Origin of the sequence: Kitasatospora sp. MBT66 (genome assembly GCF_000710405.2) — a bacterium.
GTDB classification, from domain to species: domain Bacteria; phylum Actinomycetota; class Actinomycetes; order Streptomycetales; family Streptomycetaceae; genus Kitasatospora; species Kitasatospora purpeofusca.
This window is the reverse complement of record NZ_JAIY01000015.1, coordinates 19,916-32,510: the sequence shown is the minus strand read 5'-3', so window position 1 is coordinate 32,510 and position 12,595 is coordinate 19,916. Positions and strand designations below refer to the sequence as shown.

11 protein-coding genes and 1 riboswitch are annotated in these 12,595 nt (G+C 73.4%); of the genes, 6 read left to right on the top strand and 5 right to left on the bottom strand.

Features of this window, described 5'->3' with window-relative positions; all coding sequences use genetic code 11:
• Positions 1-127 precede the first annotated feature (127 nt).
• The 4 genes from BI06_RS35325 to BI06_RS35310 all read left to right on the top strand — a co-directional run bounded on the left by BI06_RS35325 (position 128) and on the right by BI06_RS35310 (position 3,976).
• Entirely contained in the window at positions 128-1,501 is a 1,374-nt protein-coding gene (locus BI06_RS35325; protein ID WP_082558916.1) for a sugar kinase, read from the top strand.
• Entirely contained in the window at positions 1,498-2,247 is a 750-nt protein-coding gene (locus tag BI06_RS35320; protein ID WP_030397870.1) for an IclR family transcriptional regulator, read from the top strand. The genes BI06_RS35325 and BI06_RS35320 overlap by 4 nt, the downstream gene beginning before the upstream one ends.
• A 129-nt stretch (positions 2,248-2,376) precedes the next feature.
• Positions 2,377-2,793, top strand: coding sequence for a RidA family protein (locus BI06_RS35315; protein WP_030397871.1), 417 nt, complete (start codon positions 2,377-2,379; stop codon positions 2,791-2,793).
• Between the two features lie 460 nt (positions 2,794-3,253).
• Positions 3,254-3,976, top strand: a complete 723-nt coding sequence (locus BI06_RS35310; protein ID WP_051742623.1) for a DUF2470 domain-containing protein — start codon at positions 3,254-3,256, stop codon at positions 3,974-3,976.
• Between the two features lie 260 nt (positions 3,977-4,236).
• Here the strand turns inward: BI06_RS35310 and BI06_RS35305 are convergent, their stop codons facing one another.
• Entirely contained in the window at positions 4,237-5,295 is a 1,059-nt protein-coding gene (locus BI06_RS35305; protein WP_043475215.1) for a LysM peptidoglycan-binding domain-containing M23 family metallopeptidase, read from the bottom strand.
• 3 nt (positions 5,296-5,298) lie between these two features.
• A riboswitch (cyclic di-AMP (ydaO/yuaA leader) is annotated at positions 5,299-5,462 on the bottom strand.
• A 311-nt stretch (positions 5,463-5,773) separates the two neighbouring features.
• Between BI06_RS35305 and BI06_RS35300 the strand changes: the two genes are divergently transcribed.
• The gene (locus tag BI06_RS35300) at positions 5,774-7,303 is read left to right on the top strand and encodes an MFS transporter (RefSeq protein WP_037782494.1); all 1,530 of its coding nucleotides are present in this window, start codon (positions 5,774-5,776) and stop codon (positions 7,301-7,303) included.
• Positions 7,304-7,408: 105 nt separating this feature from the next.
• Here the strand turns inward: BI06_RS35300 and purB are convergent, their stop codons facing one another.
• The 4 genes from purB to BI06_RS35280 form a co-directional block, all read right to left on the bottom strand.
• Positions 7,409-8,848: an adenylosuccinate lyase gene (gene purB, locus BI06_RS35295; RefSeq protein ID WP_199523405.1), complete on the bottom strand. Its 1,440-nt coding sequence runs from the start codon at positions 8,846-8,848 to the stop codon at positions 7,409-7,411.
• 213 nt (positions 8,849-9,061) lie between these two features.
• Positions 9,062-9,505, bottom strand: coding sequence for a MarR family winged helix-turn-helix transcriptional regulator (locus BI06_RS35290; protein WP_030397876.1), 444 nt, complete (start codon positions 9,503-9,505; stop codon positions 9,062-9,064).
• Between the two features lie 104 nt (positions 9,506-9,609).
• On the bottom strand, positions 9,610-10,026 hold the full coding sequence (locus tag BI06_RS35285; RefSeq protein ID WP_030397877.1) for a DUF3037 domain-containing protein: 417 nt from the start codon (positions 10,024-10,026) through the stop codon (positions 9,610-9,612).
• Entirely contained in the window at positions 10,023-10,778 is a 756-nt protein-coding gene (locus tag BI06_RS35280) for a HipA family kinase (RefSeq protein ID WP_233290415.1), read from the bottom strand. Before BI06_RS35280 ends, BI06_RS35285 begins: the two co-directional genes overlap by 4 nt.
• A gap of 362 nt (positions 10,779-11,140) precedes the next feature.
• On the opposite strand from BI06_RS35280, the gene BI06_RS35275 reads away from it, so the two are divergent.
• Complete coding sequence (locus tag BI06_RS35275; protein WP_030397879.1) at positions 11,141-12,499, top strand: NAD(P)/FAD-dependent oxidoreductase; 1,359 nt, start codon at positions 11,141-11,143, stop codon at positions 12,497-12,499.
• Positions 12,500-12,595: the final 96 nt, after the last annotated feature.

The window sequence follows — 12,595 nt, the reverse complement described above, 5'->3', positions numbered from 1 at the left end:
TGGCAACACGGTTCTAGCATCGGCGCCGGACGAAGGTCAACGACAGCCGCCCGCCGCACGCGGGTCAGCCAGGCTCGCCGCAGCACCCCCACCCCGGCCGGCCGCAGTACTCCGAGGAGCCCAGCAGATGCCACGCCAGGACGCCGCCGCGAGCGAGGCCACCCCGTCGCCCGGCGATCCGACGGCCGCACCGCCCCGCACACCGGCCACCCCGGAGCCGTCCCCGACACCGCCCCTGCCCCACACCGCGCCCCACACCCCGCCCCGGACACAGCCCCGGACACAGCCGCCGACACCCGCCACGCCCCCCACCCCCCTGGCCGTCTGCGTGGGCGAGTCGATGGCCGTACTCCTCCCCGACCGCGCTGGCCCGCTGGAGTCCGTGGAGAACTTCCGGCTCGCCGTCGGCGGCGCCGAGTCCAACGTGGCCGGCGCCCTGGCCGCCCTCGGCGTGCCGAGCGCCTGGATCAGCCGGGTCGGCGACGACGGCTTCGGCCGCCGCCTGCTCGGCGAACTGACCGCCCGCGGGGTGGACGTCTCCGCCGTCGCGGTCGACCCGCACCGCCCGACCGGCGTCTACCTCAAGGAGGTCGGCGGCACCACCGGCGAGCGCCACGACCTCGGCCCGGGGCGCAGCCGGCTGCACTACCACCGGCGCGGTTCGGCGGCGGCCGCCCTCTCCCCCGAGCTGCTGGACGACCCGACTGCCGCCCGCCTGCTGGCCGGGGCCCGGCTGCTCCACCTGTCCGGCATCACCGCCGCGCTCTCCGACGACTGCCTCGCCCTGCTCCGCGCACTGCTGGCGGAACGCCGCTCCGACCGCCTGGTCAGCTTCGACCTCAACTGGCGTCCGGCGCTCTGGCGCGACCGCGACCTCTCGGTGCTGCCGCCCCTGCTGGACGCGGCCGACCTGCTCCTGCTCGGCTCGGACGAGGCCGAGGCCGCCTTCGGCACCGGGGAGCCGCACGCCCTGCGCCGCCTCTTCCCGTCGCCGGCCACCGTCGTGGTCAAGGACGAGGCCCGGCTGGTCACCGCGATCGGGCGCGACGGCACTACCGTCGCCGAACCGGCGCTGACCGTCGAGGTGGTCGAGGCGACCGGCGCGGGCGACGCGTTCGCCGCCGGCTACCTGGCCGGTACCGTGCGCGGCCTCGACCAGCGGCGCCGCCTGCGACTGGGCCATCTGAGCGCGGCCTGCGCGCTGACCAGCCACGGGGACCAGGGCGAGCTTCCGCCCGACTCGGTGGTCGGCGCCCTGCTCGACGCCTCACCCGAGGCCTGGGCGGCCACCCGGGTGTCGGCGGATGGCATCGTGTCCCCAGCGCTCCCCGCAGCGCCCACCAGCACATACGCCTTCCCCACCGACCCACCCACCCCGTCGCCCGCCTCCTCCCGCACCGCCGCATCCGCCTCCCCCACCGACCGCTCCGCGCCCGTTCCACCAGGGGGCGGTGCCCCCGACCCTCGACCGGCCGCCACCCCGGCCCTTGGAGCGCCATGAGCCAGACCGTCACCCGCGCCCTGCGCATCCTCGCCGAACTCGGTGAGGGCGAGCGCTCCCTGGACCAGTTGGCCGAGGTGCTCGGTGTGCACAAGACGACCGTGCTCCGGCTGCTCCAGAGCCTCGAAGAGGAACGATTCGTCTACCGCGACGCCGGATACCGCTACCACCTGGGCGCCGGCCTGTTCGCGCTCTCGGGGCTCGCCCTGGAACAGCGCGGGGTCCGCCGGATCGCCGCGCCGTACCTCGCCGAACTGAACGCCGGCACCGGCCAGACCGTGCACCTGGCCGCTTACGAGGGCGGCGAGGTGGTCTACATCGACAAGTACGACTCCCGGCACCCGGTGCGGATGTACTCGCGGATCGGCCTCCGGGCCGCCCTGCACAGCGCCGCGGTGTCCAAGGTACTGCTCGCCGACCTGCCCACGCCCGAACGGCGGCGGGTGGTGGCGGGCATCGACTTCACCCCGCACACCGCGCGCACCCTCACCACACCCGAGGCGTTGCTGGCCGAGCTGGAGAAGGTCGCCGCCCAGGGCTGGGCGCAGGACCACGCCGAGCACGAGGCGTTCATCAACTGCGTGGCCGCGCCGATCCGCGACGCCAGCGGCCGAGTGGTCGCCGCCGCCTCGATCTCCGTCCCGGACGTCGTGCTCCCGTACGAGCAGGTGTTGGAGTTGCTGCCCCAACTTCTCGCCACCGCAAGGGCGATCTCCGCCGACTGCGGCCAGCCCCCGCGCCACTGACGACCACAGCACCACCGACGACCACCGCACCACCACCGCACGATCTCACCGCCGCACCACCTCACCACCGCACCACTGCACGACCGCACGACCCACAAACCCCCTCCCCCGCACAGGAAGTGAGCACGCATGAGCACCCGGAACGACAAGACCGAGATCCGCACCGACGGCGCCCCCGCCCCGGCCTGGATGTTCTCCCAGGGCGTCCGAAAGGGCCCGATCCTCCAGGTGTCGGGCCAGGGCCCGCAGGACCCCGCCACCGGCGAGTACCTCCACCACGGCGATGTGAAGGCACAGACCCGCCGCACCCTGGAGAACGTCAAGGCGATCGTCGAGGCGGGCGGCGCGACCGTCGAGGACGTGGTGATGTTCCGCGTGTACCTCACCAAGCGCGCCGACTTCCCGCTGATGAACGAGGTCTACGCCGAGTTCATCGAGGAGAACATCCCTGCCGGCGGCGTGAAGCCGTGCCGGACCACGATCTTCTGCGAACTCCCGCAGGAGCCGATGCTGGTGGAGATCGACGCCCAGGCGGTCGTCGTCTGACCCGCACGCACCGTCCGCACCGGAAGGGCCCCGACCTCGGCACTCAGGCCGAGTCGGGGCCCTTCGGCATGTCCGGCCCCGCCACATCGCCATCCGGCCGCCACCCCATCAAAAGAAAGGCAAGGCTCGCCTAACCAACAGACCGATTCGTTCACTATTGACCCCTGACCTGCGGCCCGCATCCGCACATCGTCGAGATTTCCGGGCCCGCCGGCACCGACCTGATCGATAGTCTGCTGACTGCCGCCACTTCGGCGCCCCTCGCCCCGACGGCGGGCGGCACAGGCCCACCTACCCCGACAGCGCCATCCCCACCAGGAGCCCCCGGACTCCGAGCCGGAGCCCTGCACGCACTCCCGGTGCGCCCCACCCTCGCGACACCTTGCCCTCACCCCCTCAATTCATTAGGTTAGGCTCACCTAACTACAAGGTCAGCTCGTCCGCCGGAGGTCCCGATCCCATGAGCCCGCACCCGCAGCACGATGCCGAGATTCCCGAGCCCACCGCCGCCGAACGGATCGGCAGCCTGCTGACCGCCACCTCCTCGGTGGTCCTCCGCGCCGGCGGCGAGCAGCACGAACTCTCCACCCCCGTCTCGGTGCACGGCTCCCGGCTCCGGCTGCGCGCGCCGCTCGACTCCCCGGTGACCTCCGCCGCCGCCCGCGAGCAGGACGGCCTCGCCGTCGTGCTCGACCTCACCGACATCGCCCCGGTGGCCGTCCGCGACCGGGTCCGCGGGCGTCTCACCCTGGCCGGCCGGCTCCACCTCGCCCACCTCGCCGACGACGGCCTCAGCGTGCACCTGCGCCTGGACGTCGCGCACGCCGTGCTCTCGACCCCGTACGGCACCACCGCGATCACCGGCGCCGACCTCGCGGCGGCCGCCCCCGACCCGCTGGCCCGCTACGAGGCCGGACTTCTCACCCACCTCGCCGACGACCACCCCGACGCGCTCGCCGTGCTCACCCGGCTGCTCGACCCGGCGCTGCTCACCGACCGCCCCGACGTCCGCCCGCTCGCGCTCGACCGGTACGGCCTGGTGCTCCGCCTGGACCACCCGCACGGCCACCGCGACGTCCGCCTGGTCTTCCTCGAACCGGCCCGCGACGCCGACGAGTTCGGCCACCGGGTGCACCAACTGCTGTCCGCCGCCGAGCAGGAGCCGGCCGCCCACAGTTCCTGAACCCACCGGAAGCAGAACCGGGCTACCCCGAACCAACTCTGAAGCCTGATCAACTCCGCCGCAGCGGACCCCGGGCACGACGACGGCCGGCCCGGCCCACGAGAAGTCTCGTGAGCCGGGCCGGCCGGCAGGACGGGCGTGTCCCGCGCCCGTCGATCCACTCGGATGCGGCGTCCACCCGGTCCAGCGGTCACCCGACATGACCATTCCGGGAGGTCGTTTCGCCCCGCATCCGGCGGAGGCAGATGATCCGACCGAGGTCAGATCGCGACGTCGTGCGCCCGCAGGTAGGCGATCGGATCGATGTCCGAGCCGTACTCCGAGCCGGTGCGGATCTCGAAGTGCAGGTGCGGGCCGGTCACATTGCCGGTCGCACCGGAGAGGCCGATCTGCTGGCCGGCGGTGACGGTCTGACCGATGGACACACCGATCGAGGACAGGTGCGCGTACTCGGCGTACTTGCCGTCGGCGAGCTTGATCTCGACCTCGTTGCCGTAGGCGCCGCCGTTGCCGGCCTTCACCACGGTGCCGGCCGCGACCGCGCGCAGCGGGGTGCCGGTGGCAGCGACGAAGTCGGCGCCGGTGTGGTGGCCGGAGGCCCACATCGAGCCGGCCACGCCGTAGGCGGTGCCGAGCTTCGGGTTGGCCAGCGGGGCGAAGAAGCCGGAGGTGGCGGCGACCGGAGCCGCGGTGGCCGGCTTCGCGACCGGGGCGACGACGGCCTGAACGGCGGGCTGGGGGGCAGGCTTGGCGGCGGGCTTGGCAGCCGGGGCCGCCGGCTTCGCGGCCGGAGCGGCCGGCTTCACCGAGTCCTGCGAGGTCTGCGCCTTGGCGGCGGGGGCGGCCGGCTTGGCGGCCTCGGCCGGGGCGGCGGGCTTCGCGGCCTCGGCGGCCTTGGCGCCGAGCGCGAGGTGCTGACCCGGGAAGATGAGGTTCGGGTTGGCGCCGATGACCGAGCGGTTGTGCTCGAACAGCGCCTTCCAGCCACCCTCGACGTTCTTCGCGTCGGCGATCTTCGACAGGGTGTCCCCGCCGACGACCTTGTAGTCGACCGGGGCGGCCGGAGCGGCCTCGGCGGCGGGAGCGGCGGCGGCAGCCGGGGCGGCCGGGGCGTTCTCGGCAGCGGCCGGCGCGGCGTCGACGCTGGCGGCGCCGGTCCAGGTGCTGGTCTGCTGCGAGTGGCCGGCGGCCGGGGCCTCGTGCGCCTGGGCGGTGACGGTGGTCACCAGCGGGAGGGCGAAGGCGGCGCCGGTGACGGCGGTGGCGATGCCGATGCGGACGGCGCGGGGCATGGCGATACGACGAGCCTGTGCGGGCATGGAAGCTGTCCTCTCCGACGCCTGCGAGGTGAGCTGTCGGGTTCGGGCTGGAGTTGCCCGGCCGCAGAGAAATGCGGCTTCACCCCAAGCCGGACCGTCAATTCGGGTCCGGCGACTTACCTGTGGGTCCCCCGCTCCTGCCGTACAGAGTTCGTTGCGAACCACCGGGCAGCGGCAGGACTAGGCGTTCCACCCGGTGGCCACCCGGGCTGACGCCGGGCGGTCGCTGAACTAAAACCCATCCGTTCGGGTGAAGCAATGTCGATCTCCGGAGCCCGGGACCAAAGTCCGGAACACCGTGACGCTCCGCATGAAAGGCATGCACAGTACGCACACAATCCATTCACTGCGCGCACGTGATCCGCAACCCTCCGCCGATGTCGTCATCAGTGCGCACACGATCACTCACGGAACGGACATCCCCGACACACCCCCGGTGACCCTTGTCACGTCGGCCCCGTGGGCCCCACCATGGGCCGTGACCACCACCGATGCAGGCACCCTGCGGTTGGGCACCGCGCAGGGACGCTGGGTACTTCTGGCGACGGTGCTCGGCTCCAGCATGGCGATGCTCGACGGAACCGTCGTGAACGTCGCACTGCCCCGGATCGGCACCGATCTCGGTGCCCAGCTCGACGCCCTGCAATGGACGCTGAACGCCTATCTGCTCACCCTGGCGGGCCTGATCCTGCTCGGCGGCGCGCTCGGCGACCGGTACGGGCGGCGCCGGATCTTCCTGCTGGGCGTGGTCTGGTTCGCCGCCGCCTCGGCCGCCTGCGCCGCCGCGCCGACCATCGAGGTGCTGATCGCGGCCCGCGCCGTGCAGGGCATCGGCGGGGCGCTGCTCACCCCGGGCTCGCTGGCGATGCTCCAGGCGGTGTTCCATCCGGACGACCGCTCGGCGGCGGTCGGCCTCTGGTCCGGCCTCGGCGGGGTCTCGGCGGCGGTCGGCCCGTTCCTCGGCGGCTGGCTGGTGGACGGCCCGGGCTGGCGCTGGATCTTCCTGCTGAACCTGCCGCTGGCCGCGATGGTGATCGCGGTGGCCGCCCGGCACGTCCCGGAGAGCCGCGACGAGAGCTCGACCGGGCGGTTCGACGTGCTCGGCGCGGTGCTGGCCGCTCTCGCGCTCGGCTCGATCACCTATGCGCTGACCGCCGCCGGGGGCGGCCTCTCCGCCACGGTCTGGGTCACCGGCGCGGCCGGCCTCCTGCTCGGCGCCGCCTTCATCGTGGTCGAGCGCCGCACCGCGGAGCCGATGCTGCCGCTGGGCCTGTTCTCCTCACGGCTGTTCACCGCCGTCAACCTGGTCACGCTCGCCGTGTACGCGGCGTTCAGCGGGGTCTTCTTCCTCCTGGTCGTCCAGCTGCAGATCGTCTCCGGCTTCTCGCCGCTGGTCTCCGGACTCGCGCTGGTGCCGATCACCGTGATCATGCTGGCGCTCTCCGCCCGGGCGGGCCGGCTGGGCAAACGGATCGGCCCGCGGCTGCCGCTCACCGTCGGCCCGCTGCTGTGCGCGGTGGGCGTGCTGCTGATGCTGCGGATCGGGCCCGACGCCTCCTACTGGACGGACGTGCTGCCGGCCGTCGCGGTGATGGGGAGCGGAATGGTGCTGCTGGTCGCACCGCTGACCGCGACCGTGCTGGCGGCGGTCGAGGTGCGGCACGCGGGCATCGCGAGCGGGGTCAACAACGCCGCGGCCCGGGCGGCCGGACTGCTGGCCGTTGCCGCGCTGCCCGCGCTGGCGGGTCTGAGCGGCGACGCCTACCGGGTGCCGTCGGCGGTCGACTCCGCCTTCCACACCGCGATGCTGATCTGTGCCGGACTGCTCGTGGCGGGCGGGCTCACGGCCCTGACCACCGTCCACGGCAACGTCCTGGCCCCCGAGGACCACCGCCCGGTGGCCGAGCCGGACTGCCGCTACGCCTGCGGCACCAACGCGCCGCCCCTCGACCCGGGCCATCCCGCCCCGCCCCTTGACCCGGGCCGTCCGGCTCCGGAGCAGGGCTGAGCCTCCCCACACCAGAAGACCCCGGGACCGCCGGGCCTCCCGGACACGCCGAGGGCCCCGCCACCTCGACGGTGACGGGGCCCGGCATCCGGGGTCGGACAACCGTCAGAGGATGTCGCCCGGCGCGTACTTGGCGGCCTCCGGGTACGCGGCCGCGACGGCCTCGACCTGGCGGACGACCTCGGCGACCTGGGCACCGGCCGCACCGGTGAAGGACAGCCGGTCGGCCAGCAGCGCGTCCAGCCCGGCCCGGTCCAGCGGGATCCGGTCGTCGTTCGCCAGCCGGTCCAGCAGCTCGTTCTCCCGGGCCCCGGCCCGCATCGCGAGCGCGGAGGCGACGGCGTGCTCCTTGATGACCTCGTGCCCGGTCTCCCGGCCGACGCCCGCGCGCACCGCGCCCATCAGCACCTTGGTGGTGGCCAGGAACGGCAGGTAGCGGTCCAGCTCGGCCTCGACCACGGCCGGGAAGGCGCCGAACTCGTCGAGGACGGTCAGGAAGGTCTCCAGCAGGCCGTCGAAGGCGAAGAAGGCGTCCGGCAGCGCGACCCGGCGGACCACCGAGCAGGAGACGTCGCCCTCGTTCCACTGGTCGCCGGCCAGCTCGCCGGTCATCGACGCGTAGCCGCGCAGGATCACCGCGAGGCCGTTGACGCGCTCGCAGGAGCGGGTGTTCATCTTGTGCGGCATCGCGGAGGAGCCGACCTGGCCCTCCTTGAAGCCCTCGGTCACGAGCTCGTGGCCGGCCATCAGGCGGATGGTCTTGGCGAGGCTGGACGGCGCGGCGGCCAGCTGCACCAGGGCGGTCAGCACCTCGAAGTCCAGCGAGCGCGGGTAGACCTGGCCGACGCTGATCAGCACGTTGTCGAAGCCGAGGTGGCCGGCGACCCGGCGCTCCAGCTCGGCGAGCTTCTCGGTGTCGCCACCGAGCAGGTCCAGCATGTCCTGGGCGGTGCCGACCGGGCCCTTGATCCCGCGCAGCGGGTAGCGGGCGATCAGCTCCTCCAGCCGGCGGAAGGCGACCAGCAGCTCGTCCGCGATCGACGCGAAGCGCTTGCCGAGAGTGGTGGCCTGCGCGGCCACGTTGTGCGAGCGGCCGGCCATGACCAGCTCGGCGTGCTCGGCGGAGAGCCGGCCCAGGCGGACCAGCACGGCGACCGTGCGGTCCCGCACGTGCTCCAGGGACTGCCGGATCTGCAGCTGCTCGACGTTCTCGGTCAGATCCCGGGAGGTCATGCCCTTGTGGATCTGCTCGTGGCCGGCGAGGTCGCTGAACTCCTCGATCCGGGCCTTCACATCGTGTCGGGTGACCCGCTCACGGGCGGCGATGGAGCCGAGGTCGACCTGGTCGATCACCCGCTCGTAGTCGGCGACGGCGGTGGCGGGCACCTCGACGCCGAGGTCCTGCTGGGCCTTCAGGACGGCGAGCCACAGGTGGCGCTCGAGGACCACCTTGTGCTCGGGGGACCACAGCTGGGCCAGGGTCGCCGAGGCGTACCGGGAGGCCAGGACATTGGGGATCTGGGGCTTCGCGCTCACGCTTCGCAAGCCTAACAGCCGAGGTCAGCCCGACCCGCGCCGGACCGGCCCAGCGCGATCCGCAGGCAGCGGAAGCGGCCTGGAGAGCGGCCCTGAGAGCCGCCCGGGAGCGGCCCGGCACCCGGACGCAGCGGCCCCGCACCCGGACACACCGTGCCCGGGTACCACCGTGCCCGGACACACCGCGCCCGAAGACGCCGCGCCCGGACACAGCACCGAGACCTACTGCCGTCCGCTGAGCACCGGGAGCACCTGGAGGCAGATCGAGTGCAGCGCGCTCCGCTGCTCGTCGCTGAGGGTCTCGAAGGACTGGTGGGTGCGGCTCATCTCGCCGCGGACCAGCGACAGGATCTCCCGGCCCTGCTCGCTGATGACCACGATCTTGACCCGCCGGTCCCCCGCCGAGGCCTCCCGGCGGGCCAGGCCCAGGGCCTCGAGCCGGTCGACGATCCCGGTCACGTTGGAGGCGTCGCAGCCGAGCCGCCCGGCCAGCGCGCGCATCGGCACCGGCTCCTGGACGGCGCCGAGCGCCTTGGCCTGCGAGGAGGAGAGACCGTGCCTGGCGGCGGCGGCCGCGAAGTCCTGGAAGTACGCGGCACCGACGGCGGCCAGCGCCTCCATCAGCTCGGCGTTGGTCGGTACGGTCGTGGTCACTGTGGAACCCATGAGGTCAGCCTACGACCGAGTGCTTCAGTATCTCAAGCTTTGATCACGGCAAAGATCCGGCAGTCAACCGCCGCACCGTACCGAGGGCCCGACCGTCCGGGCCCTCAGAGCACCAGTTGGTCGAACAGGCGGCGCAGCTCGGTCTCCGGGTCCGCGGTCAGCCCGGTGTGCACCGGGCCCGGCTGCACCACCGCGCTGCGCGGCGCGGTCAGCCAGCGGAACCGCTGCCCCGGGTTGTCCGACGCCGCCGGACCGGCCTGCGGTCCGCCCTCGCAGACCGCCTCGATCCCCTGCAGCGCCCGCCGCACCCCGGACACGTCGGCCACCGGGTCCAGCGCCAGCAGCCGCGCCTGGTCCAGGTGGGTCCGGGCGGCCAGGTGGGCGCTCTGCCGGCAGTAGAGCAGCACACCCACATTGACGCACTCACCGCGCTCCACCCGGGGCACCGCCCGGATCACCGCGTACTCGTAGTCGTGCAGCTCGGCGACGGCCGGCAGCGCCGACCGGATCGGCTCGGTCATGCGGACACCTCCGGCAGCCAGTCGCGCGGACCGGCCAGTCGCTCGGTCAACTGGGTGCGGTACGCCGCGCGCACCGCCTCGGGCGAGTCGAATCCGGGCTCGTCCACCAGCCAGACGTCCGGGATCCGCGCCACCGCCTCCTCGATCGCCGCCTCGGCCAGCGGCGCGAGCGCCTTGTCGGCGGCGAGCAGGTCCGGCTCGGCGCGCAGCAGCGCGTGGTCGGAGGCGTCGTACGGCCGCCGGATCCAGGCGGCCGCGCCGGCCCAGTTGTGGTGGAAGATCAGGCTCGCGCCGTGGTCGATGAGCCGCAGTCCACCGGTGGCGACCAGCAGATTGGGGTTGCGCCAGGAGCGGTCGACGTTGCCGATGAGGGCGTCGAACCAGAGCACCTGCCCGGCCAGCCCGGCGTCCACCTCGAAGCAGAGCGGGTCGAAGTTGAGCGCGCCGCTGACGAAGGCCATGCCCAGGTTGAGTCCGCCGCTGGCGCGCATCTGGTCCTGGATCTGCGGGTCCGGCTCGCTGCGGGCCAGTACCGGGTCCAGGTCGACGGTCACCAGCTCGGGCACCGGCAGCCCGAGCCGCCGGCCGAGTTCCCCGGCCAGCACCTCCGCCACCAGCGCCTTTCGGCCCTGCGCCGCGCCGACCCATTTCAGCGCGTACAGCCGCCGGTCGTCGGCCTCGACCAGGCCCGGCATCGAGCCGCCTTCTCGCAGTGGCGTCACATAACGGACCGCCGTCACCTCGGGGAGCACGGCGGACAGCCTATCGGGCATATGCACGGGGCGGGTGTCGCTCGACCCGCTCGCCCGCCCGGGTCGTCCCGGTGGCAGCCCCCGCCGCGCCGTGCGAACGTGGCGGACAGTAGCCGGGGAACGCTACGGCCCCGACCGGCAATCGGCCACGACCCCGACCGGCCACGACCCCGACGGGCCGCAGCCGCAGCCGGCCGAAACCGCAACCGGCCACGACCCGCATCGGCCATGACCCGCACCACCGCACTCGCACCGCCGTACCCGTACCGCCGCCTCCGCGCCCACCGAGGGCCTCGACGTGGCGGAACGGCCCTCGGCGCCTCGACCCGCGGCGGAACGACCTGCACTGTGAGGGACGCACGATGGAACGAGCCCGGATCCTGATCGTGGGCGGCGGCTTCGCCGGACTGGAGTGCGCGCGCCGGCTGGAGCGCAAGCTCTCCCCGGCGGAGGCGGAGATCTCCCTGGTCACCCCGTTCAGCTACCAGCTCTACCTGCCGCTGCTGCCGCACGTGGCGGCGGGTGTGCTCACACCGCAGTCGGTGGCCGTCTCGCTGCGGCGCTCGCTGCGCCGCACCCACATCGTCCCCGGCGGCGCGATCGGGGTGGACCCGGCCGCCAAGGTCTGCGTGGTGCGCAAGATCACCGACGAGGTGGTGGCGCAGAAGTACGACTACCTGGTGCTGGCCCCCGGCAGCGTCACCCGCACCTTCGACATCCCCGGTCTGACCGACTACGCGCGCGGCATGAAGACCCTCGCCGAGGCGGCGTACGTCCGGGACCATGTGATCGCCCAGCTGGACCTCGCCTCCGCCACCCCGGACCAGCGGGAGCGCGAGTCCCGGCTCCAGTTCGTGGTGGTCGGCGGCGGCTACGCCGGCACCGAGACCGCCGCCTGCCTCCAGCGCCTCACCACGGCCGCCGCCCACCGCTACCCGAGGCTGGACGCCCGGCAGATCAAGTGGCACCTCATCGACATCGCCCCCAAGCTGATGCCCGAGCTCGGCGACGCCCTCGGCACCGCCGCCCTGGAGGTGCTGCGCGAGCGCGGCATCGAGGTCTCGCTCGGCGTGTCGGTGGCCGAGGTCGGCGCCGAGTCGGTGAAGTTCACCGACGGCCGGGTGCTCCCCTGCCGGACCCTGATCTGGACGGCCGGCGTCGCCGCGAGCCCGCTGATCGCCACCCTGGACGCGGAGACGGTGCGCGGGCGGATCGCGGTGACGGCGGAGATGCGGGTGGCCCCGTTCGAGGGCGTGTTCGCGCTCGGCGACGCCGCCGCCGTCCCCGACCTCGCCAAGGGCGACGGCGCGATGTGCCCGCCGACCGCCCAGCACTCGGCCCGCCAGGGCCGGGCGGTGGCCAACAATGTGATCGCCGCGCTCCGCAACCAGCCGCTGGAGCCCTACTACCACAAGGACCTGGGCCTGGTGGTGGACCTCGGTGGCAAGGACGCCGTCTCCAAGCCGCTCGGGGTGGAGCTGCGCGGTGTGCCGGCGCAACTGGTGGCCCGCGGCTACCACCTGATGGCGATGCGCACCAACGCCGCCAAGTTCCGGGTCGGCGCGAACTGGCTGCTCAACGCGACCGCCGGCGACGACTTCGTGCGCACCGGGTTCCTCGCCCGCCAGCCCGCCCGGCTCCGCGACTTCGAGTACACGGACGCCTATCTGACGCGGGACCAGGTCAAGGAACACACCCAGGCGCTGCTCGCCAAGGGCTGACCCGAGCCGCAGGAACGGGACGTCGCCCTGTCCTCCGCCGGTGCGGCGGAGGACAGGGCGACGTCGCGTTCCCGGCGGCTGCCTCGCCGCCGGCTG